The sequence below is a fragment of the Micromonospora musae genome (assembly GCF_003626545.1).
Lineage (GTDB): Bacteria > Actinomycetota > Actinomycetes > Mycobacteriales > Micromonosporaceae > Micromonospora > Micromonospora musae.
The window spans coordinates 114,128-136,087 of record NZ_RAZS01000009.1 but is presented as its reverse complement, the minus strand read 5'-3'; the positions used below and the strand labels follow the sequence as shown (position 1 = coordinate 136,087).

Here is a 21,960-nt window from a genome sequence, read left to right as displayed (position 1 = left end):
CATTGAACGGGCCGGTACGGCCCCCGCCGATGCTATCGGTCCTCCCTCGCGCCCCGACCGCCGACGCCTCGGCCGGCGGAATGCTCACCGGTCGACACCGCGCGCGGCGTTGAACCTTTCGCCGCCGGGAGCCGAACTACCGGGTGCGGCCGGAATCCGCTGCCGGCCGAGTCGACTGGGATGGGGACGCGAGATGGCGATGACCCGAGGTGACCGGCGCCGGGCGGCAACGACTGCCGCCCTGGTCACGGGCGCGGTGCTGAGCTGGCCCACCGCCGCGTACGCGGCGGACGTGACGACCACGCCGAGCCAGGCACGGCAGGGTGACGCCGTCCGGCTGGAGTTCGTGGTGCCCGAGGAGCGCTCCGGCAGCCCCACCCAGCAGGTCGAGATCCAACTGCCGACGCGGACGCCGATCGCCGAGGTTTACCCGATGTCGGTGACCGGTTGGGCGCCCCGAATCCAGTCCCGCACGCTCGACGAGCCGGTCTCCGGCATGCACTCGGCCGGGGTGAGCACGGTCACCACCTCGGTGACCTGGATCCGGGTCGACGGGGCCGCTTCCGGCCCGGCCCGGCTGTCGCTCTCCATGGGCCCGCTGCCCCGCACCGACCGGCTCACCTTCCCGGTGGTCCAGACGTACGCCGACGGCACAGTGGTGCGCTGGACCGGCCAGTCCGGCCCGCACCCGGCACCGCGGCTCACCCTGCTCCCGCCGGCACCGGAGGCGGCGGGCGGAACGGCCGGGCACGCGGGTCACGGCGGCGGCCCGGGTGCTCCGGGGGCCGCCGGCGCGGACGTCTCCGGTGGCGCGTACGGGGCCGGGGGCCCGTACGGGGCCGGCGGCGCGCAGGTCGCCGGCGGCGGGGAGACGGGCGGCGGCTCCGGCGGGAACGCCGACGCGCTGCTCGGCGCGGGCCTGCTCGCGGGGCTCGGCGGCGGTGCGGCGGTCGGCTGGCTGGCGAGCCGCTGGCGCCGCCGGCCCGACGGCCAGGCCGCCGGGCCGGCGCTCACGCTGACCCACCCGGACCCGGCGAAGTCGGACTGATCGGCCCGGGCAGGGTCGACGCCCGGGGTCAGGGAAGCCAGTCGGGGAGGGGCTCGCGGGCCGCCAACCAGTCGGCCGGTACGCCACCGGGCACGCCCACCCCCGCGTACGCGGCCACGATCCCGCCCACGATCGCGGCCGTGGTGTCCACGTCCCCGCCCGCCTGCACGCACGCCCGGATCGCCGCCGGGTAGTCAGTCAGGTGGGTGGCCGCCACCCAGAGCGTGAAGGCCACGGTGTCCTGCGCGGTGACCTGAGCGCCGTTGCCGAGCACCGCGACGACCTGCGGCAGCGGATGGCCGATCAGGTCGACGGCGCGGCGGGTCCGGCGGTGCACCTCGGTCGCCGGGTCCAGCCCGGCCGCCACCCCGGCGAGGAGTCGGTGGGGAGCGGGCGGGTCACCGTCCAGCCGGCCCCGCGCGGCCAACGCGGCGGCGACGGCCACCGCGACCGCCCCGGCGATCCCCTCCGGGTGCGCGTGGGTCACCTCGGCCGACGCGCGGGCCTGGGCCGCCGCGCGAGTCGTCGAGTCCGCGAAGTACGCCCCCACCGGCGCCACCCGCATCGCCGCCCCGTTGCCGCAGGAGCCCTGCCCGCCGAAGGCCGACGCGGCGGCGACCGGCCACGGCGTGCCGGTGCGGATCAACCGCAGAATCGTCACCGCCCCGGGCCCGTACCCCCGGTACGGCTCGGCGCGCTCGGCGAAACCGAGCGCCAGCCGGTCCCGGTCGATCCGACCCGACTCGACCAGCTCCGCCAGCACCGAGCAGGCCATCTCGGTGTCGTCGGTCCACTCCCAGGGCACGGGCGGGAGGCGCCCGGCGATCAGATCCTCCGGGCGCCGGCCCGGTACGAAGAACTGCGAACCGAGCGCGTCGCCGACCGAGAGGCCGGCGAGGCTGTCCCGGGCGAGCGCCACGCGGGCGTCGGCGAAGAGCGTGAAGGACATCGTTGTACCAGCTTGCCCGGTTCGCAGGTGCGGCGCAACGCGATCAACTTGCCACGTCAAGTACCGTCTGTGCGTGGCCACCGTCCTCCTGGTCGAAGACGATCACGTCGTACGCGGTGCGATGCTCCGCTCCCTCGCCGATCGGGGGCACGCGGTGCATGCCGTCGGCACGGCGCTGGACGCACTGCGCCGGGTCGCCGCGGAGACTCCCGACCTGGTGGTCCTCGACCTCGGCCTGCCCGACCTGGACGGCTCGGACGCGCTGCGCATGCTGCGCGGGATAACCGACGTGCCGATCATCATCGCCACCGCCCGGGACGACGAGCAGTCCGTGGTGCGGCTGCTGCGCGCCGGCGCCGACGACTACATGGTCAAGCCCTTCACCGGCGCGCACCTCGACGCCCGGATCACCACGGTGCTACGCCGGGTCGGCCGGGCCAGCCGCACCGTCCAACCGGCCGTGCACGTGGTGGGTGGGCTGCGGATGGACGTCGGCGAGCGTAGCGCCCACCTCGACGGGGAGGCGCTGGCGCTGACCCGCAAGGAATTCGACCTGCTGGCGTATCTCGCCGCACGTCCTGGCCGGGTAGTGTCCCGGCGGGAGCTCTTGGAGGAGGTATGGCGGCAGCCGTCGGTCGGCGAGGATCAGACCATCGACGTTCACCTGTACTGGCTACGCCGCAAAATGGGCGAGTCCGCAGCGAAGCCGCGTTACCTGCGCACCGTGCGGGGGGTCGGCTTCCGGTTGGTGGCGCCGGACTGAGGGCCTCGCTGACGCTGCTGACCGGCGGCGTCTGCGCGCTGGTGGCGCTCGCGTTCCTGCTGCCCCTCGCGGTGAGCCTCGGCGACCGGGTCCGTGCGGAGGCGATCGCCGACGCGGCCCGCCGCAGCGCGCTGGTCACGGGGGCGCTGGCGGTCAGCACGGAGCCCGCGGCGGTCGAGCGTGCGGTCGCGGCCAGCGGTGGCGATGTGACCACTCGTCCCGTGGTGCACGGCCTCGACGCCGGCTCCGGCACCGGCCGGGCCACCGCCGCCGACCTCGACCGGGCTCGTGCGGAGAAGCGCTCGGTCGTCGTGGAGGTGAGCGGCGGCGCCGCCCGGCTCGACCCGGTGGTGCTGGGCGACCGGGTCGCGGTGGTCGAGGTGTTCGTGCCCGACGCAGCCCTGAACCGGGGCTCCGGCCTCCGGTGGCTCCTGCTCGGCGCGGTCGCCGCGGCCCTGGTCGGCTCGGCGGTCGTGGTGGTCGACCGGGTCGCCACGCGTACCGTGTTCGCCACCCGGGGGCTCATCGACGGGGCGCTCGCCATCGGCGACGGTGACCTGGCGGCCCGGGTGGAGCCGACCGGGCCACGCGAGCTGGCCGAAGCCGGGCACGCGTTCAACCAGATGGCCGAGCGGCTCGACGCGGCCCGCACCGACGAGCGGGAGCTCGTCGCCGATCTGTCGCACCGGCTGCGTACGCCGCTGACCGTGCTTCGGCTCGACGCGGAGGCGCTGGAGTCGGACGACACGAGCGTCGGCACGTTCAGCCAGGCCGAGCTGGACCACCTGCGCGGGATCCGGCGGATCCGGCAGGCGATCGTCACGCTCGAGGGCGAGATCGACGTACTGATCAAGACCACCCGCAAGGCGGTCACCCACGACGCCGGGCCGGCGATGTGCGACGTCAGCGAGGTGGTCCGGGACCGGATGGTGTTCTGGTCGGCGCTCGCCGGCGACCAGAACCGGCCGCACCGGGTGAGCGGGGCTCAGCTGCGCATTCCGGCGCCGGTGCCACGGGCGGAGCTGGCCGCCGCGCTGGACGCGGTGATCGGGAACGTGTTCCGCTACACCCCGCAGGGCACCGCGTTCGAGGTGGCCGTCTCCCGCCGGGACGGGTACGTGGCGATCCGCATCGACGACGCCGGGCCGGGCATCGCCGACCCGGACCGGGCGTTGCGTCGGGGCGCCAGCGACCGGGGCTCCACCGGGCTCGGGCTGGACATCGCCAAGCGGGTGGCGATGCAGGCGAACGGCTCGGTGAGCATCGACCGGGCGCAGCTGGGCGGGGCGAGCGTGGTGATGCTGCTCGCCGATCCCGAGGCGACGCCCCGGCAGGTCAACCGGTTCGGTCTGGTCGGGCGGATGGCGCGCGATTCCCGCGATCAGAAGAGCGCCGAGCGCCGCCGCTGGCCCCGCCGTCGACCGACGGATCGCTGAGCCGCACACCGCCTTTTGCCTGGCGCGGCCGCGCTCTCCTCGCGTAATCATCGAGGCCAATCCGACGAAGAGCGAGCGCATTAGTCACTGACAGTAGCTGGCGCTCATCGGGGTGCAGAACAGATGGCGGCGAGGGCACGGTCCCACGCCGACGCTTTGGAGCTGATGACGCGGACGATTCAGCACGAGCCGGCGCCCGCTAACCGCCGGCCCTGCCGACCGCTCCTACCCGCCCACCACCACACCGGCGGCTCGCCGTGCCGGTCGGCCGTAGGCGTGGCGGGCCAACGACGGCCCGGCGAAGCGACAGCCCGACAGACCAGCAGAGCGGCGCGATGACGTCGACGGCTCAGCTCCAAAGGAGCCGGCCAAGACATCCACCCCCGGGCCCGTTCGCCCGCCCGATGGCATCTCCGACCGGGAGGCGGTCGGCTCCGCTCGCCACCGTGCGCGGCGGCCCGGGGCGGGGCCGGCTGTGCGGTTGCGCAAGTCTTCCTTAGATCCGACTTAACGGTGGCCCCGGCCCCGCCGGCGCCTGACAGGATCTTCGTACGAACCCATCAGCTCCACCGGGGGGCGCAGCCGCGCACCCACTCCTCCGGTGGAGCCGTGCGCGCGGCGGGAGATACGGTCCCCCCACACCTGCTCCCGCCGCGCGCCCTTCGTACGAACCGCCACCGCGAGCCGGAGTCAGCGCCCGGCGACCGCCAGGTACGCGTCGATCTCGCCGACGATCCGCTGCTTCTCGGCCGGTTCCAGGAACGAGGCGGCCACCGCGTCCCGGGCCAGCCCCGCGACCCCGTCCGCCCCGACGCCCAGCAGCCGGGCCGCCACGGCGTACTCGTCGTCGAGGGTGGTGCCGAACATCGGCGGATCGTCGGAGTTGATCGTGACCAGCAGCCCCGCCTCGACGAGTCGCGGCAGCGGGTGCTCGTCGAGGTTGGCCACCGCACGGGTACGCACGTTGGAGGTGGGGCAGACCTCCAGGGCGATGCGGTGCTCGGCCAGGTACTCCATGAGTTCCGGGTCCTGCGCGGCGGCGATGCCGTGCCCGATCCGCTCCGCGCCGAGATCACGCAGCGCGTCCCAGATCGTCTGCGGGCCGGTGGTCTCCCCGGCGTGCGGCACCGAGCGCAGCCCGGCCGCGCGGGCCTGGTCGAAGTACGGCTTGAACTGCGGCCGGGGGACGCCGATCTCCGGCCCGCCCAGCCCGAAGCTGATCAGCCCGTCCGGGCGCTCCTCCAGCGCGATGCGCAGCGTCTCCTCGGCCGCCGCCAGGCCGGCCTCGCCCGGAATGTCGAAGCACCAGCGCAGCTCGATGCCGAAGTCGGCCGCGGCCCGCTTGCGGGCGTCCTCGATCGCCTCGCAGAAAGCCGGGGCGGGGATGCCCCGCCGCACGTGCGAGTAGGGCGTGATGGTCAGCTCGGCGTACCGGACCTGCTGGCGGGCCAACTCCCGGGCCACCTCGTGGGTGAGGATCCAGACGTCCTCCGGGTCACGGATCAGGTCCACGACGCTGAGGTAGACCTCGATGAAGTGGGCGAAGTCGCGGAACGCGAAGTAGTCGACCAGTTTCGCCGGGTCGGCCGGCACCGGGCTGCGCCCCTCGTGCCGGGCGGCGAGCTCGGCGACGATCCGGGGTGAGGCGGAGCCCACGTGGTGCACGTGCAGCTCCACCTTGGGCAGCCCGGCGATGAAGGTGGAAAGGTCGGTCACAGGTTCTCCTCGGCACGGCCGCCGGTACGGGCGACGACGAAGACGCGGCGGAACGGGAAGTACACCTGACCTTGGCGGACCGGGTACGCCTCCGCGAGGCGTACCTCCAGCTCGGCGCGGAAGTCGGCCCACCGGTCCGGGGCGAGAGCCGCGCGGACCGGGCGCAGCGCCGTGCCCTCCATCCAGGAGAGCACCGGATGCGCGGCGTCGGCGCGGGCCGGGAGCAGGTGCACGTAGGTAGTTTCCCAGGCGTCCACCGCGCAGCCCGCGTCGGCCAGCAGCGCAGCGTAGTCGGCGGCGTCGTCGACCGGGGCCTCCCGCAGCAGCGGCAGCAGCTCACCCCGCCAGGGCGCGGCGGCGGCCACCGCACGCAGCGCCCGGTGCGACGGGGCGTCGAAGTTCCCCGGCACCTGTGCCGCCAGCCAGGCGCCGGACGGCAGCTGCCGCGCCCACCGCCGGAGCAGTTCCTGGTGCCCGGGCACCCACTGGAGCAGCGCGTTGGTGACCACCACGTCGACCTCGGCAGTGGGCCGCCAGTCGCGTACGTCGCCGACACCGAACTCGACGGGGACGCCCAGCTCCGCCGCCCGCTCGATCATCTCCGGCGACGAGTCCAGCCCGACCACCCGGCTTCCGGGCCAGCGCTCGGCCAGGACGGCGGTGAGCTGGCCGGGGCCGCAGCCGAGGTCGACCACCGCACGGGGCGCTCGCGCCGAGATCCGGGCGATCAGGTCGTGGAACGGCCGGGACCGCTCGTCGCCGTAACGTAGATACGTCGTCGGATCCCACATGACGCCTCCCAAACCGTACGTCCGTCTTGTTAACCGTACGGGCCGGTGCTCGCCCCGGCAAGCCGCTCACTAGGCTCGACGACATGGAGCAGCGCACCTTTTCCCGACTCGGACGGACCGTCGGCGTCGTCGGCCTCGGAGCCTGGCAGCTCGGCGCCGACTGGGGCACCGTCACCGAGGACGACGCGACGGCGATCCTGGCCGCCGCGGTCGACAACGGTGTCACCTTCCTGGACACCGCGGACGTCTACGGCGACGGCCGCAGCGAGCAGCTCATCGGCCGCTTCCTGCGTTCCCGTCCCGACGCCGGGCTGACCGTGGCCACGAAGATGGGCCGCCGGGTCGAGCAGCGGCCGGAGGCCTACACGATGGCGCACTTCCGCGAGTGGACCGACCGCTCCCGCGCCAACCTCGGCATGGACACTCTGGACCTCGTCCAGCTGCACTGCCCGCCCACCGCCGTCTTCGCCGACGACGCGGTCTTCGACGCCCTGGACACGCTGGTCGCCGAGGGTGCCATCGGCGCGTACGGGGTGAGCGTGGAGACCTGCGACCAGGCACTCACCGCGATCGCCCGACCCGGCGTGGCGAGCGTCCAGATCATCCTCAACGCGCTGCGCCACAAGCCCCTCGAACGGGTGCTGCCCGCCGCGGCCGCCGCCGGAGTCGGCATCATCGCCCGCGTTCCGCTCGCCAGCGGCCTGCTCTCCGGCCGGTACGACGAGCACACCACCTTCAGCCCGGACGACCACCGCAACTTCAACCGGCACGGCGAGGCCTTCGACGTCGGCGAGACGTTCTCCGGCGTCGACTTCGAGCTGGGGCTTTCGGCGGTGCGCCGGCTCGCACCGCTGGTCGGCCAGGGAAGCAGCATGGCCCAGTTCGCGCTGCGCTGGGTGCTGGACCAGCCCGGGGTCACCGTGGTCATTCCCGGCGCCCGCAACACCGAGCAGGCCCGGCGCAACGTCGAGGCGGCCGCGCTGCCGCCGCTCTCGGCCGAGCAGCTGGGCGGCGTCCGGGACGTCTACGACGAGTTGATCCGCCCGCAGGTCCACGACCGGTGGTGACCCGCCCCCGCCGGGTCCTCGCCCCGGCCGCTCCGGCCGGGGATGCTGGACCCGGCCGCCGGCGGATCGCCGGCGAGGCCCACCAGCGGCCGGTGGGGCCGCGACACCGGAAAGGGGGTGCCCGATGAGGGGCTGGTTCCTGCTCACCCTCGGCCTCTTGGCGGTGGTGATCGGTGCTGTCTGGACGGTCCAGGGACTGGGCTACGTGGAGGGCAGCGTGATGACGGGCGAGCGGATCTGGGTGGTGGTCGGCCCGGTGGTGGCGCTGGCCGGCCTCGCGGGGATCTGGGTCGGCCTGCGTAACCGCCGCCGACGCTCCTGACCCGACCGCCGCGCTCACCCACCCGGCCGGCCCCGGCGGATGCAGTGTGGAAACGGAAGACCCCACGTCCCGGGCGGGACGCGGGGTCTCACTGTTGATCCGCGAGCGGATCGGACCGCTGACCGGTCAGTCGCCGGTCAACGCCGTCAGAGGGGGCGGACCTGCTCAGCCTGCGGGCCCTTCTGACCCTGGGCGATCTCGAACTCCACCCGCTGGTTCTCCTCCAGAGTGCGGTAACCGCTGCTCTGGATGGCCGAGAAGTGGACGAACACGTCAGCACCCCCGCCGTCGACGGTGATGAAGCCGAAGCCCTTGTCAGCGTTGAACCACTTCACGGTTCCCTGCGCCATGTGTATCTCCTTCTAAAACCGGTGGCCGAGCACGCCGTGCGGCCGATTGGCCGTTTTCGAGCAGCGGCGCCTGAGGCGGCCCCCGGTGAAGGAGACTTCTCTCAACCCACGCCATCTCGCAACAGCGGGGACAGCAAACCACGTACGCAAAAACTCTGCACAGTCTAGACGACGAAATTCTCCGACATGTGACCTGACGGTTGTCGAAGATCCGCTGGGTGGGCCCTTACCGCCATGCGAAAGGCCCCCTTCCGTGTCGATGTGGAAGGGGGCCGAACACGAAGATGTGGATCATTCGGGCCAACGCCCGGTGAGGCGTCGTACGCCCACCGCGCCGCCCCGGTCCACCGCCGCCCGGACGACCGCGAAGATGGCGCCCTGCAAGGCGGCGGCCGCGAGGATCTCACCCCAGCCCCGGTCCTCGTCGGTGGCGTCGGGCGCCTCCCCGTCGCCGGCCGTGAGCTTCCAGATCTGCCGGAAGACCGCACCGGCGACCGTGCCGGCGGCGATCCCGAGCAGCACTCCGACCGGTTTGTAGGCGACCCTGCCGATGGCCTTGCTCACCTGCGCCTCCCTTGAACGATCAGCAGCACGACCACGGCGGCGACCGCGCCGACCGCGACCACGGCCAGCGGAGCCGGGTTGCGCCGGGCCAAGTCGCCCCTGCGGTACGCCTGCGTGCGGGCCTCACCGACCCGCTGCGTCGCCTGCCCGCGCATCCGGTGCATGGTCGACGCGGCCTGCGCCCGCATCCGCTGCCGCGCCTGACCGGCGGACTCCTTCAGCCGGGCCTTGACGTCGGCCTTCGCGGCGAGCGCCTCCATCGTCTCGCCCAGCTCGACCCGGGTCCGCCGGATCTCCTCCCGCAGCGCCTCGGTGTCGAGCGGCCCGTGACCGTTGCCCATCATGAGCGTCTCCTGTCCTTCACCGCCGCGGCGAGGACGTCCATATCCGCCCGTACGCTGCGGACGGTCACCGCCGGCACCGGCGGGACGGCCCGGCTGACCTGCTGCTTGCCCACGATCGCGAGGATTCCGGCGAGCAGGAGGAGGCCGACCCCGATGATCAGTGCGGCGGCCCACGCCGGTAGCACCAGGTCCAGCAGCAGCACCGCGGTGATCACGAGCACGCCGAGGCCGTAGAACGCCAGCGCTCCGCCCCCGCCGAAGAGGCCGATGCCGATGCCGGCGTGCTTGCCCTTCTTGGTCAACTCCACCCGGGCCAGTGCCAGCTCGTCCCGCACGAGACGGGAAAGCTGCTCGGTGGCCCGCTGCACCAGCTCGGCGGTGGAGGGCTCGCTCCCGTTGCGGGATGTGCGGGCGTCCGCCAGGTCAGCCATGCTGTCCTCCTTTCGTCATCACCGCGCTGTATGCCCGGAGTCACCGTTCGCCAATCCTGTGCGGGTCGCCCTGACGCAAAGAGACGTCCGGCAGCAGGTCCCCGGTAGCAGCCGGGTCAAACCTCCCGGACGGGGCCGGCCCTCGCGTCGCCGACCTCTCCGACACGGAGAACGCTCACACCGGCCGGGAGGAAACGTGACCGACGCGTCCGACCGGTCAGCGACGCGCCTCGACCGGCTCGTCCGGGCCGACGAAGGCCTCGCTGCGGGCGTCGCCGTCGTCGCTGCCGCCGAAGAGCCGCGCGTCGTCGGGCACCTCACCGTCGGTCGGCCGGCGCGCGGGGCGGCGCGGCTGTACCCACTGCCAGGGCAGGTCACTGCGGGCGTCGCCGAGCTCGGTACGGAGCCGGGGCATCGCCGTCGGACGCTGGTCGCGCACCCAGCCGACCAGGTGCTCGCGGACCAGGCAGCGCAGGTCCCAGAGACTTCCCGCGTCCGCGGCGCTGACCAGCGCACGGATCCGCACGGTGCCGCCCGTCGCGTCGGTCACCTGCAGTACGCAGACCCGCCCGTCCCACAGCTCGGTGCTCTCCACCAGCCGGCGCAGCTCCTCCCGCATCGCCTGCACCGGAACCGCCCAGTCCACATCGAACTCGGCCGTGCCGAGCACCGCCGCCTCGGTCCGGGTCCAGTTCTGGAACGGCGTGCTGGTGAAGTACGACGTCGGCAGGATGAGCCGACGATCGTCCCAGATCTGCACGACCACGTAGCTGAGGGTCAGCTCCTCGATGCGGCCCCACTCCCCCTCGACGACCACCACGTCGTCGAGGCGTACCGCGTCGCTGAAGGCGAGCTGGAGCCCGGCGAAGACGTTGCCGAGCAGGCTCTGCGCGGCCAGCGCCGCCACCACACCGGCCACCCCGGCGCTGGTCAGCACGCCGGCGCCCAGCCCCCGCACGCTGGGGAAGGTCATCAGCATCACGCCGAGGGTCAGGATCACGATCACCGCGATGGTCAGCCGGCGCAGCATCACCACCTGGGTCCGTACCCGGCGGGCGTGCCGGTTGTCCGGCACGTCGACCCGGAACCGCGCCAGCGCGGTGTCCTCCACCACCACCAGCAGCGCGGCCACCAGCCACGCGACGCTGGCGATGACCGCGAGCACCAGGAAGTGCAGCAGGGTCCGCCGCCAGGGCGTGCCGACCGCGTAGCCGGTGCTGAACCGGACCGCGAACTGGATCGCCAGGACGGTCGCGGCCACCTGGAACGGGCGGTGGGCATGATCGGTGAGCTCGGTCATCAGCCGCGACCGGCGGCCGAGCCGACGGTTCACCCGGTGCACCACCGCGGCCACGAAGAGGGCGATCGCCGCTGCGGCGAGCACAGCGACGATCATCTCGAGATAGTTCTGCACGGACTCACTCCTCTGATCCGGTCACGTTCGCCTATCCGGAGCCCGACCGGGGTTCCGGCACGCTGTGGCCGGGTCAGACGCGGCGGTAGCGGGACTGGAGGAAGCAGTAGATCCCGAAGGCCGCGATGCCGAGCGCGACCAGGGTCAGCAGCAGGGAGCCGTACGACTGCTCGCGCAGGGTGTGCAGCGCGGCGTCCAGGCCGCGCGCCTTCTCCGGGTCGTACCGCACCGCGGCCACGATCACCAGCAGCCCGGCGATGCCGTACGCCACTCCCTTGGCCGTGTATCCGGCGACGCCGAGCCGGCGGGCGAGCATCCGGGTGCGCCCGCTCATCGCGGCGACCTTGAGGTGCTTCTCGAAGCGCTTGGCCAACCCGTAGACGACCAGGCCGACGCCGATCGCGGCGAGCACCAGCCCGGCGAGGCCGACCAGCCAGCGGCCACCCGGGGACTCCATGGCCCGGCCGGTGAGCGCCTCCTGCTGGTCGGCGCTGTTGGACCCGGCGTCGGAGAAGACCTTGAACGCGGTCCAGGCGAAGTACAGGTAGACCAGGGTGCGCCCGAGCGAGGCGACCCGTTCCCAGGTGCGCTCCCGGCCACGTTCGGCCCGGTGGCCGGTGGCCGCCTCCAGCGCCTGCCAGATCGCCATCGCGAGCAGACCGACGCCGGTCGCGACGACCAGCACCTTGCCGAGCGGCTGGGCGGCGAGGGTGCGCAGCGCACCGGACTGGTCGCCGTCGTCGGCGGACCTACCGAACGCGATCTGCAGCGCCAGCCAGGCGAAGAGCAGGTGCACGATCCCGTAGCCGACGAAGCCGACCCGGGTGAGTAGTTCCAGCCACCGGCTGTTCGCCGTGCGGGCGGCGGTGGCTTCGGCGGTGTGGGTGAGAGGCATGGATGCCACAATCACCACCGGGGAAGATCCCCAAACCCCCGGCCGCCGCCGCCCGGTGCCGGATCAGCTACCGCCGCCCTGCGAGACCCGGATCTTGACCTCCTGGTCGGTGACGCTGTCCAGCGTGACCGACAATCCGGCCACCTCGGTCGCCTGCTGGCCGGTGAGCAGCGTGACCTGCTCACCGGCGACCTCGACGGTCACCTGCTCGCCCTCGGCGCCGACCAGCTTGGCCTCCACGCCGAGGATGTTGGCGCTCGCCTCTACGCCGCGCTGGAAGGTGATCGTGCAGGAGCCGGCGATGCTGCAGTCGGTGTCGGTCCCCTCTGAGCTGCAACCGGCCAGCAGGGCGACGCCGAGCGCCAGGCCGGCCAGCGAGGCGGCGGCACGACGGGCGAGGGTCAGCGAGGTGTTACCAGGTCGGTTCGTCACCTCGCCGAGGGTACGAGACGCCCGCCAGGCTGCCCGGCGGCGACGCGCGTTAGGGTCGGCGACATGCCGTTCGACGTCACCCGGGTTCGTGCCGCCTATCCCGCCCTGGCCGAGGGCTTCATCCACTTCGACGGTGCCGGGGGCTCCCAGACCGCCACGCCGGTGATCGACGCGGTCGCCGGGGCGATGCGCAGCGCGGTCAGCAACCGCAGCAGCGCGTTCCGCCCCGGGCAGCGCGCGCTGGAGCTGGTGGCCGCCGCCCGCTCGGCGGTGGCCGACCTGGTCGGCGGCGACCCGGCCGGGGTGGTGTTCGGGCCGAGCTCGACGGCGCTGCTCTACACCCTGGCCCGTACCCTCGGCGCCGGCTGGCGCCCCGGCGACGAGGTGGTGCTCTGCCGGCTCGACCACGACGCGAACGTGCGCCCCTGGGTGCAGGCCGCCGAGGCGGCCGGCGCGACCGTACGGTGGGCGGAGTTCGACCGGGAGACCGGCGACCTGCCCGTCGACCAGTACGCCGACCTGGTGAACGAGCGCACTCGGCTGGTCGCGGTGACCGCCGGCAGCAACGCGATCGGCACCGCGCCGGACGTGCCGGCGATCGCCAAGATCGCGCACGCGGCCGGCGCGCTGGTCTGCGTGGACGGGGTGCACGCCGTGCCGCACGCGCCGACCGACCTGGCCACGCTCGGCGCGGACGTGCTGGTCACCAGCGCGTACAAGTGGTCCGGGCCGCACCTCGCGGCGATGGTGGGCGACCCGCAGTGGTGGTCCACGCTGCGCCCCGCGAAACTGATCCCCTCCTCGGACGCGGTGCCCGAGCGCTTCGAGTACGGCACCCCCAGCTTCCCGCTGCTCGCCGGGGTCGCCGCCGCCGTCGACCACCTCGCCGGGCTGGACCCGGCGGCCACCGGTGACCGGCGGGCCCGGCTCCGGGCGGGGCTGACCGCCGCCCAGGCGCACGAGGAGGCGCTGCTGGACCGGCTGCTCACCGGGCTCGCCGGGCTGGACGGCATCACCGTCTACGGCGCGCCGGCGCGGCGCTGGCCCACGGTCTCCTTCCGGGTCGCCGGGATGTCCCCGGCGCAGACGCAGGCCGCGCTGGGCGAGCTGGGCCTCTGCCTCTCGGCCGGCGACTACTACGCCTACGAGTACTTCACCACGATGGGTCTGCGCGACAGCGGCGGCGCCGTCCGGGCCAGCATCTACCACTACAACACGGCCGACGAGGTGGACCGCCTGCTCGGCGAACTCGACCGGCTGGCCGCCGCCGGGAGGACAATGGCCGGGTGAGCAGCCTGGTCAAGGACAATCCGGCCAAGCGCCGGTTCGAGATCCTCGTCGACGACGCGCTGGCCGGCTTCGCCGAGTACGCCCAGCCCCAGGGCGAGCTGGTGGTCTTCACGCGTACCGAGGTGGATCCCCGGTACCAGGAGAAGGGCGTCGGGTCGGAGCTGGTCCGCCGGGCGCTGGACCATGTGCGCGCCCGGGGCGGCCGGGTGGTGCCCGAGTGCCCGTTCGTGGCCGCCTTCATCAACCGCCACCCCGAGTACGCCGGCCTGGTGACCGAGGCGCCGTGATCCGTCGGGGCGGGGCTCGTCCGCCCCGACGGAGGTCGCCGCGGACGGCTCAGCGCGCGCCGGTCAGCAGCTCCGCGGCGGCCAGCCCGGCAGCCCGGGTCGCCCCGTGCGTGGCGACGTGGACCGCGCCGACGACCAGCTCGGGCACGCCGAGCTCGATCACGACCGCGTCCGGACGGGCGGCCAGCGCCCGCCGCACCCCGGCCCGCATCCAGTCGTGCCGGTGCAGGTCGCGCACGACCAGGACCACCGGCCGGTCGCCGGCCCCCGCGACCGGGTCGGCCGGTACGTCCGGTTCGGCGTACCGGTGGGTGGTGGTGCCGGGAAGCAGCCGGCTGAGCGGGGCGCCGATGCCCCACGGGGTCTCCGCTCCGATCGCGATGTTGCGGGGCGGCTCGAACTCGACCACGTACGCCGCCCGGGCCAGCGGCAGGGCGTCCACACTGTTCGACGGCGTGACCCGCAGCGCGCGCCGCGCGGCGGCCAGGCCGACCGGCGAGGCGTCGGCGGGCAGGCCGTCCGCCCCGGTGCGCGCCGCCCGGGCGGCGGCGGTCCACTCGGCGAGCTGACCGACCCGCTTGGCCGCCTCGGCGAGCCGCTCCTCCGGAAGCTCGCCGGAGATCACGGCGGCCACGATGGCGTCCCGCAGCTCCCGGGCGTCCTCTTCGCCGGCCCGCTCTCCCCCGACACAGATCGCGTCCGCGCCCGCCGCGAGCGCCCGCACCGCGGCGCCGGCGAAGCCGTACCGGTCGGCGACCGCCCGCATCTCGACGGCGTCGGTGATCACCACTCCGGAGAATCCCAGCTCGTCGCGGAGCAGCCCGCCGAGGATGCGTGAGCTCAGTGTGGCCGGCAGCTCCGGGTCGAGCGCCGGAACGAGCAGGTGGCCGGTCATCACCGCCTGCGCCCCGGCATCCACCGCGGCGCGGAACGGGGCCAGCTCGACGGCGTCCAGCCGGGCCCGCCCGCCGCCGATCAGCGGCAGGTCGTGGTGCGAGTCGATCTGGGTGTCGCCGTGGCCGGGGAAGTGCTTGGCGCAGGCGGCGACCCCGCCGGACTGCAGCCCGCGGATCCAGGCGGCGGTGTGCCGGGCCACGAGCTCCGGGTCCGCGCCGAAGGACCGTACGCCGATCACCGGGTTGGCCGGGTTGGAGTTCACGTCGGCGTCCGGCGCGTAGTCGAGGGTGACGCCGAGGCGGGCGAGGTCCGCTCCCAGATCGCGGGCGACCTCCTCGGTCAGCTCCGGGTCGTCGACCGCGCCGAGCGCGAAGTTGCCCGGACGTGAGCTGCCCCGTCCCGACTCGATCCGGGTGACGTCGCCGGCCTCCTCGTCGATCGCCACGATCACGTCGGGACGCTCGGCGCGCAGCGCCGCGGTGAGCTCGGCGACCTGCGCGTGGTCGACCACGTTGCGGGCGAAGAGCACCACCGACCCGAGCCCCTCGCCCAGCCACCGGCGGATCCAGGGCGGCGCGGTGGCGCCGACGAAGCCGGGTTGCAGGACGGTGGCCGCGAGGGCGGCCAGGTGGCCCGTGGGCTCGCTCACGCCGACGCCTCCCCACGGTCGGCCTCGACGCGAGACTCAACCGCACTGAACTCGATGACTCGCTCGCTGCGCTCGCTCACGCCGACGCCTCCCTACGGTCGGCCTCGACGCGAGACTCAACCGCACTGAACTCGATGACTCGCTCGCTGTGCTCGCTCATGTGGCCCCCGTACCCCCACGTTCTCTGCGCCTGGCGGCCCGCCCCGGGCCGGGCGGTGCTGCCATGGTCACACCGTGCAAACAAATAGTCAATAAACCTTACAGTTGCCTGGGCCCGGGCCGGTGGGCAGAGTGCGAGGCATGGATTCCACGCTGCTGGCCGAGGCGACCAGCCCGGCCGACGTGCCCGGCGTACGACTGCTCGGGGTGGTGGTGGGCGGCCTGCTGCTGCTCGCGGCGATCCGGGCGATGTTCCGCCGCCGCTAGCGAGCACGCCCAGGCACCAGCGCGGCGGCCGGCGACGGTTGCCCGCCCCGGCACCGGGGTACCGCCCCCTCCTTGACCGGTGACGGCACGAGGGAGACACATGAGGATCGGATACTTTCTCTCCACGGAGGAGTACGGCCCGGCCGAGCTGCTCGAACAGGCACGCGGCGCCGAGCGGGCCGGCTTCGAGGCCCTCTGGATCTCCGACCACTACCACCCGTGGGTGGACGCCCAGGGGCAGAGCCCCTTCGTCTGGTCGGTGATCGGCGCGCTCAGCCAGGTGTGCCGGCTACCGGTGACGACCGCGGTCACCTGCCCGACCGTACGGATCCATCCGGCGGTGCTCGCCCAGGCCGCCGCGACCAGCGCCGTGCTGCACTCCGGCCGGTTCGTGCTCGGCGTCGGCAGCGGAGAGGCGCTCAACGAGCACATCCTCGGCGACGCCTGGCCCCAGGCCGACGTGCGGCTGGAGATGCTGGAGGAGGCGATCGAGGTGCTGCGCGAGCTGTGGCGGGGCGACTTCGTCAACCACCACGGCAAGCACTACACGGTCGAGCACGCCCGGATCTACACCCGGCCGGAGACCCCGCCGCCGGTCTACGTCTCCGGCTTCGGCCCGAAGGCGGTGGACCTGGCCGCCCGGATCGGCGACGGCTACCTCAGCACCATGCCCGACCCCGACCTCGTGCGAAGGTTCCGCGAGGGCGGGGGCGGCGACAAGCCGTGCCAGGGCGGCTTCAAGGCGGCGTACGCCGACAGCGAGGAGGAGGGGATGCAGATCGCGTACGAGCGCTGGCCGAACTCCGGCGTACCGGGCGAGCTGTCCCAGGTGCTCCCCTCACCGCGCCACGTCGAGCAGGCCGCGCAGCTCGTCAAGCCGGAGATGATGAAGGAGACGTTCGTCTGCGGCGACAGCGCCGAGGCGCACCTGGAGATGATCGACCAATACGCCAAGGCCGGCTTCGACGAGGTCTACGTGGCCAACACCGGCCCGCACACCCAGGGGCTCTTCGACCTCTACCAGCGGGAGATCCTGCCCCGGCTCCGCTGAACCCCGCCCGTCGACGGGCCGGCGGGCCTCGGCCGGCGGAGGCGGTTTCGCCGCTGATCGGCTCGGGTACCTCCGGCCCTCGATGAAACTCACCCGGCACTCGACGACGTTGCGCCGCGCGGCGCGCAGCCTCTTCGGCTGGACCGCGCTGCGACCCAATCAACTGGCCGCCATGCGGGCGGTGATGAAGCGACGGGACGCCCTGGTGGTGCTCCCCACCGGCGCCGGCAAGTCGGCGATCTACCAGATCCCGGCCAGCCTGATTCCCGGACCGACGGTGGTGGTCTCGCCGCTGCTCGCGCTTCAGCAGGACCAGATCGCCGCGCTCAACGAGCGGCAGCGGCCCGAGCTGCGCGCGGTACGGGTCAGCTCGCACGAGAGCCCCGCCCAGCGGGCCGCCGCGATCGAGGAGCTGCGGGCGGGGCGGGCGGAGTTCCTCTTCATCACGCCGGAGCAGCTCAGCGATCCGGACCGGATGGCCGAGGTCCGCTCGCTGCGGCCGGCGCTGGTGGCGATCGACGAGGCGCACTGCATCTCGGCGTGGGGGCACGACTTCCGCCCCGACTACCTGGCGCTCGGCCACCTGATCGAGGGGATCGGCCGGCCCCCGGTCGTGGCGCTGACGGCCACCGCCTCGCCGCCGGTCCGCGACGACATCGTCGCCCGGCTGCGGCTGCGCGACCCGGAGATCGTGGTCTCCGGGCTGGACCGGCCGAACCTCTTCCTGGAGGTCGCGCACTGCCCGACGGAGGACTACCGGTGGCGGCGGCTGATCGCGCTGCTGGACTCCGACGGGCGGCCGGGGATCATCTACGTGCCGACCCGTCGCGCCGCCGAGGAGCTCGCCGCTCGGCTCACCGACACCGGCTTCCCGGCGCGGTACTACCACGGCGGGATGCCGGCCGGGGCGCGCGGTGAGCTGCACGAGGCGTTCCTGGCCGACCAGGTTCCGATCATGGTGGCCACGTCCGCGTTCGGCATGGGCATCGACAAGCCGAACATCGCCTGGGTGGTGCACATGTCGCTGCCCGACTCGCCGGACAGCTACTTCCAGGAGATCGGGCGCGCCGGCCGGGACGGGGCGCCCGCTCGGGTGCTGCTGCTCTGGCGGGCCGAGGACGTCGGCCTGCGCCGGTTCTTCAGCGGCGGCCTGCCCGACCGCACCGAGCTGCGCGACCTGGCCGCGCTGCTGCGCGAGAAGCCCCGTAGCCGCAAGGAGCTGCGCGAACCGACCGGGCTGGGCCCCCGCAAGCTCGGCCAGTACCTGTCCCTGTTGGAGCAGGTCGGCGCCGCCGAGCCGCGGGCGAGGGGGCGGATCGGGGCGCCCCGCTACGCCCCGAATCCGGTGGACGCCGCCGCGGCGGCGCTGGCCGAGGCCGAGCGGCAGCAGGCGCTCACCCGATCCCGTACCGACATGATGCGGGCCTTCGCGGAGACCACCGGCTGCCGCGGGCAGGCGCTGCTGGCGTACTTCGGTGAGCAGATGACCGAGGTCTGCGGGCACTGCGACAACTGCCACGCGGGCACCAGCACCGCTGACGACGGCGCGGTCGGGCCGTTCCCCGTGCACAGCCAGGTCCGTCACCCCGAGTGGGGATCGGGGCTCGTGCTCGGTTACGAGGAGGAGCGGATGACGGTTCTCTTCGACGAGGTGGGGTACAAGACGCTGTCGGTGCGTGTGGTGTCCGAACAGGAGCTCCTCACGCTGGACTAGCCTGAGCCGGGCGTCGCGTCGGCGCCCGCCCGAGATACGTGCACCAACGAAAGAGGCGGAAGGGGCGTTGCCGTGATCGAACAGCCGGCGTACACCGGGTTCGGGTTCTCCGACGGGGAGTGGGGGCTGCTGGTCGGGCTGCCGCAGTCGGTGCTGACCGCGGCCAGCGCCGCCGAGTCCGACGGCACGCGCCGCACCATGGCCGAGAACGCGGCCGGGATGGAGACGATCGCCGCCGGCCGCGAGTCGGCCAACCGGCTGGTCGCCGCCGTGGCGGGCGAGATCGTGACGCGGGTGGGCGATCCGGAGGCCGGCGAGGAGCTGCCGGCCATCTCCCCCGCCGACCCGAGGGCGATGATCGACGACGTGCTCGGCCGGGCCGGCGAGGCCGCGGCCCTGCTGGCCGCCCGGATCGACGAGGGCGAGGCGGGGGCGTACAAGCACTGGCTGGTGGAGATCGCCGAGCAGGTGGTCGGCGCGGCGTCCACCGGCGGCGTGCTGGGGCTCGGCGGTGACGTGGTGAGCGACTCCGAGCGCCGCTTCCGCGACCGGCTGTCCCAGGTCCTGAACGACTGACCCGCTGACCTCCCGACCCGCCTGCTGCGCGATTCCGCGCCTCGCCGTCCGGTCTGGCGGGCGGCTGCCCCGCTGCGGAGTGCGGGGGGCGACGCGCAGGGGCGGGTCGGGCCGGGGTCAGCGCGGCGCCGGGGCCGGCACGGCGGGGTCCGCGTCGGCGGGCGCCGCCGCGTCTGCGGGGTCCACGTCGGCGGTGACGTGGACGCCGCGCAGCGTGGCGACGGCGAGCAGCGCGGCGAGCAGCATGAGCCCGCCGGCGACGCCGGCGGCGAGGTGCAGCCCGTCGGTGAACGCGGCCACCGCGGCGTGCCGCACCACGGCGGCCGTCTCGGCGGGCAGGTTCCCGGCGACCGAGAGCGCGCCGGCGAGGGTCTCCCGGGCGGCCGCCACCGCGTCGGCGGGCAGGCCGGTGGGCAGGCCGTCGAGCGTCTCGCGCCGGTAGACGGCGCCGCCGACGCTGCCGAGCACGGCCATGCCGAGCGCCCCGCCGAGCTCGCTGCTCGACTCGGTCAGCCCCGATGCCACCCCGGCCCGTTCGGGCGGCGCCGCGCCGAGCACCAGCTCGGTGACGAGGGACATCACCACCACCAGCCCGGCCGCGTAGATGCTGGCGCCGAGCAGCAGGATGATGAGCCCGTCGTCGGCCGGCACCCGGGTGAGCACCACGAAACCGCCGGCCGCGATGACGAAGCCGGCGCCGATCAGCCAGGCCCGGTCGATCCGCCGGGCCAACGTGGCCGCGAGGGGGGCGATCCCGCCGACCGCCACCGACGGAACCAGGCTCCACAGTGCCGCGCGCAGCGGGCTGAGCCCGAGCACCGACTGGAGGTGCTGGGTGGTGAAGATGGCGAAGCCGACCATGGCGAACATGGCGACCAGGTTGACCCCGATCGCGCCGCCGACCGCGCGGCGGCGTACCAGCGCCAGGTCGACCATCGGGTGGGTGAGGCGGCGCTGGCGGTGGACGAAGAGCAGCGCGACGAGCAGCCCGGCGGCGATCGCCGATGCCGGGCCGGTCGCCCAGCCGGCCCGGGCCAGCTCCTTGACGCCGTAGATGACCGGGAGCAGGGCACCCAGCGAGAGCAGCGAGCTGAGCACGTCGAAGCGGCCGGCGGCCGGGTCCCGGAACTCGGGCACCAGGGCCGGCGCGAGCAGGAGCAGCAGAGCCATCGCCGGCAGGTTGATCAGGAAGATCGATCCCCACCAGAAGTGTTCGAGCAGGACACCGCTGAGGACCGGGCCGACGGCGATGCCGGCGGTCAGCGTGGCGGTCCAGATCGCGATCGCGGTCCCGCGTTGCTTCTCGTCGTGGAACAGGTTGCGGACCAGCGCCAGCGTCGACGGCATCAGGGTGGCGCCGCCGACGCCGAGCAGCGCCCGCGCCGCGATCAGCGTGCCCGAGCTGTCGGCGTACGCGGCGAGCACCGACGCCGCGCCGAACGCCACCGCGCCGCAGAGCAGCAGCCGGCGTCGGCCGATGCGGTCGCCCAGGGCACCCATCGTGATGAGCAGCCCGGCGAGGACGAAGCCGTAGATGTCGAAGATCCAGAGCTGTTCGGTGCTGGTCGGACTCAGCTCCGCGCTGATGAAGGGAACGGCGAAGTAGAGCACCGAGACGTCCATCGAGACCAGCAGCAGGGGCAGCATCAGCACGCTGAAGCCGATCCACTCGCGACGTCCGGCGCGGCGTGTCGAGGTCATGGGAACTCCTTCTGCGTATGCCATACGCTTAATTGCGTAGACCATACGCAGAACTAGGATGGGCCGGCAAGGAGGAATCGTGGAGCCGACACAGAACGAGACCGGCCCGGCGCTGCCGCCGGTCATCGAGGCCGCCTGGGGGCTGCGCGAACGCGCGCCCAAGGGACCCCGCCCCGGGCTGACCCTGGCCGGGATCGTGGCCGCCGCCGTCGCCGTCGCCGACGCCGAAGGGCTCTCCGCCGTCTCGATGAGCCGGGTCGCCAAGGAGCTGGGCGCGGCGACCATGGCCCTGTACCGGTACGTGGGCGCCAAGGACGAGCTGCTGACCCTGATGGTCGACGCGACCTTCGGCGAGCCACCCGAACCGGGCGGGACCGGGCCGGACTGGCGGGCCGGGCTGGCCGGGTGGGCCTGGGCCGAACGCGCCGCCCTGCAACGGCACCCGTGGGTGGTCCGGGTCCCGATCAGCGGCCCACCACTGACCCCGTACAGCCTCAGCTGGCTGGAGAACGGGCTCCGCTGCCTCGCCGGCACCGGGCTCACCGAGACCGAGAAGATGTCGGTGATGCTGCTGCTCAGCGGCTACGTGCGAAGCGACGCGCAGCTCACCGCGCAGATCCAGGAGGCGAGTGCCGCCTCCGGCCGACGGATGGACGAGATCATGCCGGAGTACGGGCAGCTGGTCGCCCGGGTGGCCGACCCGGCCCGCTTCCCGGCCCTGCACAAGGTGATCAGCGCCGGCGTGATGAGTCAGGAGGACGGCCCGGACGACGAATTCGTCTTCGGCCTGGACCGGCTGCTGGACGGCGTCGAGACCCTGATCCGGGCCCGGACGACCGCCTGACCG

General features: G+C 73.7%; 24 protein-coding genes. 12 read left to right on the top strand and 12 right to left on the bottom strand.

Translation table 11 applies throughout. From position 1 onward, the window contains the following. Window positions 1–193: 193 nt before the first annotated feature. Window positions 194–1,048: a YcnI family protein gene (locus D7147_RS23850; RefSeq protein WP_120681381.1), complete on the top strand. Its 855-nt coding sequence runs from the start codon at window positions 194–196 to the stop codon at window positions 1,046–1,048. 28 nt (window positions 1,049–1,076) lie between these two features. On the opposite strand, the gene D7147_RS23845 is transcribed toward D7147_RS23850, so the two are convergent. After that, window positions 1,077–1,997, bottom strand: a complete 921-nt coding sequence (locus D7147_RS23845; RefSeq protein WP_120681379.1) for an ADP-ribosylglycohydrolase family protein — start codon at window positions 1,995–1,997, stop codon at window positions 1,077–1,079. Between the two features lie 73 nt (window positions 1,998–2,070). On the opposite strand from D7147_RS23845, the gene D7147_RS23840 reads away from it, so the two are divergent. Then, window positions 2,071–2,760 carry a response regulator transcription factor gene (locus D7147_RS23840; protein ID WP_120681377.1) on the top strand — a complete coding sequence of 230 codons (690 nt, stop codon included), beginning with the start codon at window positions 2,071–2,073 and terminating at the stop codon, window positions 2,758–2,760. Window positions 2,761–2,777: 17 nt separating this feature from the next. Further along, window positions 2,778–4,196 carry a HAMP domain-containing sensor histidine kinase gene (locus D7147_RS23835; RefSeq protein ID WP_120681625.1) on the top strand — a complete coding sequence of 473 codons (1,419 nt, stop codon included), beginning with the start codon at window positions 2,778–2,780 and terminating at the stop codon, window positions 4,194–4,196. A 690-nt stretch (window positions 4,197–4,886) separates the two neighbouring features. Here D7147_RS23835 and D7147_RS23830 read toward each other — a convergent pair. Together D7147_RS23830 and D7147_RS23825 are read right to left on the bottom strand one after the other, a co-directional pair. Beyond that, window positions 4,887–5,912, bottom strand: a complete 1,026-nt coding sequence (locus D7147_RS23830) for an adenosine deaminase (RefSeq protein ID WP_120681375.1) — start codon at window positions 5,910–5,912, stop codon at window positions 4,887–4,889. Next, complete coding sequence (locus D7147_RS23825) at window positions 5,909–6,703, bottom strand: trans-aconitate 2-methyltransferase (protein WP_120681371.1); 795 nt, start codon at window positions 6,701–6,703, stop codon at window positions 5,909–5,911. Before D7147_RS23825 ends, D7147_RS23830 begins: the two co-directional genes overlap by 4 nt. 83 nt (window positions 6,704–6,786) lie before the next feature. On the opposite strand from D7147_RS23825, the gene D7147_RS23820 reads away from it, so the two are divergent. Together D7147_RS23820 and D7147_RS23815 are read left to right on the top strand one after the other, a co-directional pair. Further along, window positions 6,787–7,770: an aldo/keto reductase gene (locus tag D7147_RS23820; RefSeq protein WP_120681370.1), complete on the top strand. Its 984-nt coding sequence runs from the start codon at window positions 6,787–6,789 to the stop codon at window positions 7,768–7,770. 124 nt (window positions 7,771–7,894) lie between these two features. Further along, complete coding sequence (locus D7147_RS23815; RefSeq protein WP_120681369.1) at window positions 7,895–8,092, top strand: hypothetical protein; 198 nt, start codon at window positions 7,895–7,897, stop codon at window positions 8,090–8,092. Between the two features lie 146 nt (window positions 8,093–8,238). Here D7147_RS23815 and D7147_RS23810 read toward each other — a convergent pair whose 3' ends face one another. From D7147_RS23810 to D7147_RS23780, 7 genes are all read right to left on the bottom strand, one after another. After that, on the bottom strand, window positions 8,239–8,442 hold the full coding sequence (locus tag D7147_RS23810) for a cold-shock protein (RefSeq protein WP_013732668.1): 204 nt from the start codon (window positions 8,440–8,442) through the stop codon (window positions 8,239–8,241). Window positions 8,443–8,733: 291 nt separating this feature from the next. Beyond that, window positions 8,734–9,006 (bottom strand): DUF4235 domain-containing protein, encoded by a 273-nt coding sequence (locus tag D7147_RS23805; RefSeq protein ID WP_120681368.1) that lies wholly within the window; start codon window positions 9,004–9,006, stop codon window positions 8,734–8,736. Beyond that, on the bottom strand, window positions 9,003–9,350 hold the full coding sequence (locus D7147_RS23800; protein ID WP_120681367.1) for a DUF3618 domain-containing protein: 348 nt from the start codon (window positions 9,348–9,350) through the stop codon (window positions 9,003–9,005). The genes D7147_RS23805 and D7147_RS23800 overlap by 4 nt, the downstream gene beginning before the upstream one ends. Next, complete coding sequence (locus D7147_RS23795) at window positions 9,347–9,781, bottom strand: phage holin family protein (RefSeq protein ID WP_120681366.1); 435 nt, start codon at window positions 9,779–9,781, stop codon at window positions 9,347–9,349. The genes D7147_RS23800 and D7147_RS23795 overlap by 4 nt, the downstream gene beginning before the upstream one ends. 217 nt (window positions 9,782–9,998) lie before the next feature. After that, window positions 9,999–11,195 carry a mechanosensitive ion channel family protein gene (locus tag D7147_RS23790; protein WP_120681361.1) on the bottom strand — a complete coding sequence of 399 codons (1,197 nt, stop codon included), beginning with the start codon at window positions 11,193–11,195 and terminating at the stop codon, window positions 9,999–10,001. A gap of 73 nt (window positions 11,196–11,268) precedes the next feature. Beyond that, the gene (locus tag D7147_RS23785) at window positions 11,269–12,090 is read right to left on the bottom strand and encodes a DUF1206 domain-containing protein (RefSeq protein WP_120681359.1); all 822 of its coding nucleotides are present in this window, start codon (window positions 12,088–12,090) and stop codon (window positions 11,269–11,271) included. Between the two features lie 63 nt (window positions 12,091–12,153). Further along, window positions 12,154–12,522, bottom strand: coding sequence for a hypothetical protein (locus D7147_RS23780; protein WP_120681357.1), 369 nt, complete (start codon window positions 12,520–12,522; stop codon window positions 12,154–12,156). A 63-nt stretch (window positions 12,523–12,585) separates the two neighbouring features. On the opposite strand from D7147_RS23780, the gene D7147_RS23775 reads away from it, so the two are divergent. Both D7147_RS23775 and D7147_RS23770 read left to right on the top strand, forming a co-directional pair. Beyond that, window positions 12,586–13,812, top strand: coding sequence for a cysteine desulfurase-like protein (locus D7147_RS23775; protein WP_120681355.1), 1,227 nt, complete (start codon window positions 12,586–12,588; stop codon window positions 13,810–13,812). Further along, window positions 13,809–14,099, top strand: coding sequence for a GNAT family N-acetyltransferase (locus D7147_RS23770; RefSeq protein ID WP_120681353.1), 291 nt, complete (start codon window positions 13,809–13,811; stop codon window positions 14,097–14,099). The genes D7147_RS23775 and D7147_RS23770 overlap by 4 nt, the downstream gene beginning before the upstream one ends. A gap of 49 nt (window positions 14,100–14,148) precedes the next feature. Here D7147_RS23770 and D7147_RS23765 read toward each other — a convergent pair whose 3' ends face one another. Continuing rightward, on the bottom strand, window positions 14,149–15,645 hold the full coding sequence (locus D7147_RS23765; protein WP_120681351.1) for a glycoside hydrolase family 3 protein: 1,497 nt from the start codon (window positions 15,643–15,645) through the stop codon (window positions 14,149–14,151). Window positions 15,646–15,945: 300 nt separating this feature from the next. Here D7147_RS23765 and D7147_RS33430 point away from each other — a divergent pair, with 300 nt between their 5' ends. The 4 genes from D7147_RS33430 to D7147_RS23750 all read left to right on the top strand — a co-directional run bounded on the left by D7147_RS33430 (window position 15,946) and on the right by D7147_RS23750 (window position 19,412). Then, complete coding sequence (locus tag D7147_RS33430; protein ID WP_255510787.1) at window positions 15,946–16,071, top strand: hypothetical protein; 126 nt, start codon at window positions 15,946–15,948, stop codon at window positions 16,069–16,071. 100 nt (window positions 16,072–16,171) lie between these two features. Continuing rightward, a complete protein-coding gene (locus tag D7147_RS23760; protein ID WP_120681349.1) occupies window positions 16,172–17,122 on the top strand; it encodes a TIGR03557 family F420-dependent LLM class oxidoreductase in 951 nt (316 codons plus the stop codon). Between the two features lie 82 nt (window positions 17,123–17,204). Further along, complete coding sequence (locus D7147_RS23755) at window positions 17,205–18,836, top strand: RecQ family ATP-dependent DNA helicase (protein WP_120681347.1); 1,632 nt, start codon at window positions 17,205–17,207, stop codon at window positions 18,834–18,836. Window positions 18,837–18,908: 72 nt separating this feature from the next. Next, window positions 18,909–19,412, top strand: a complete 504-nt coding sequence (locus D7147_RS23750; RefSeq protein ID WP_120681345.1) for a hypothetical protein — start codon at window positions 18,909–18,911, stop codon at window positions 19,410–19,412. Window positions 19,413–19,529: 117 nt separating this feature from the next. Here D7147_RS23750 and D7147_RS23745 read toward each other — a convergent pair whose 3' ends face one another. Next, complete coding sequence (locus tag D7147_RS23745) at window positions 19,530–21,113, bottom strand: MFS transporter (protein WP_199716459.1); 1,584 nt, start codon at window positions 21,111–21,113, stop codon at window positions 19,530–19,532. Between the two features lie 79 nt (window positions 21,114–21,192). On the opposite strand from D7147_RS23745, the gene D7147_RS23740 reads away from it, so the two are divergent. Beyond that, a complete protein-coding gene (locus D7147_RS23740) occupies window positions 21,193–21,957 on the top strand; it encodes a TetR/AcrR family transcriptional regulator (protein ID WP_233563368.1) in 765 nt (254 codons plus the stop codon). The last annotated feature ends 3 nt before the right edge of the window (window positions 21,958–21,960 follow it).

What these genes read in the sequence shown, in the direction of transcription:
- D7147_RS23825 (WP_120681371.1), bottom strand. Translation starts at nt 6,703, where the DNA reads ATGTGGGATCCGACGACGTATCTACGTTACGGCGACGAGCGGTCCCGG.
- D7147_RS23810 (WP_013732668.1), bottom strand. Translation starts at nt 8,442, where the DNA reads ATGGCGCAGGGAACCGTGAAGTGGTTCAACGCTGACAAGGGCTTCGGC.
- D7147_RS23755 (WP_120681347.1), top strand. Translation starts at nt 17,205, where the DNA reads ATGAAACTCACCCGGCACTCGACGACGTTGCGCCGCGCGGCGCGCAGC.
- D7147_RS23850 (WP_120681381.1), top strand. Translation starts at nt 194, where the DNA reads ATGGCGATGACCCGAGGTGACCGGCGCCGGGCGGCAACGACTGCCGCC.
- D7147_RS33430 (WP_255510787.1), top strand. Translation starts at nt 15,946, where the DNA reads ATGGATTCCACGCTGCTGGCCGAGGCGACCAGCCCGGCCGACGTGCCC.
- D7147_RS23785 (WP_120681359.1), bottom strand. Translation starts at nt 12,090, where the DNA reads ATGCCTCTCACCCACACCGCCGAAGCCACCGCCGCCCGCACGGCGAAC.
- D7147_RS23795 (WP_120681366.1), bottom strand. Translation starts at nt 9,781, where the DNA reads ATGGCTGACCTGGCGGACGCCCGCACATCCCGCAACGGGAGCGAGCCC.
- D7147_RS23760 (WP_120681349.1), top strand. Translation starts at nt 16,172, where the DNA reads ATGAGGATCGGATACTTTCTCTCCACGGAGGAGTACGGCCCGGCCGAG.
- D7147_RS23800 (WP_120681367.1), bottom strand. Translation starts at nt 9,350, where the DNA reads ATGATGGGCAACGGTCACGGGCCGCTCGACACCGAGGCGCTGCGGGAG.
- D7147_RS23775 (WP_120681355.1), top strand. Translation starts at nt 12,586, where the DNA reads ATGCCGTTCGACGTCACCCGGGTTCGTGCCGCCTATCCCGCCCTGGCC.
- D7147_RS23815 (WP_120681369.1), top strand. Translation starts at nt 7,895, where the DNA reads ATGAGGGGCTGGTTCCTGCTCACCCTCGGCCTCTTGGCGGTGGTGATC.
- D7147_RS23820 (WP_120681370.1), top strand. Translation starts at nt 6,787, where the DNA reads ATGGAGCAGCGCACCTTTTCCCGACTCGGACGGACCGTCGGCGTCGTC.
- D7147_RS23845 (WP_120681379.1), bottom strand. Translation starts at nt 1,997, where the DNA reads ATGTCCTTCACGCTCTTCGCCGACGCCCGCGTGGCGCTCGCCCGGGAC.
- D7147_RS23745 (WP_199716459.1), bottom strand. Translation starts at nt 21,113, where the DNA reads ATGACCTCGACACGCCGCGCCGGACGTCGCGAGTGGATCGGCTTCAGC.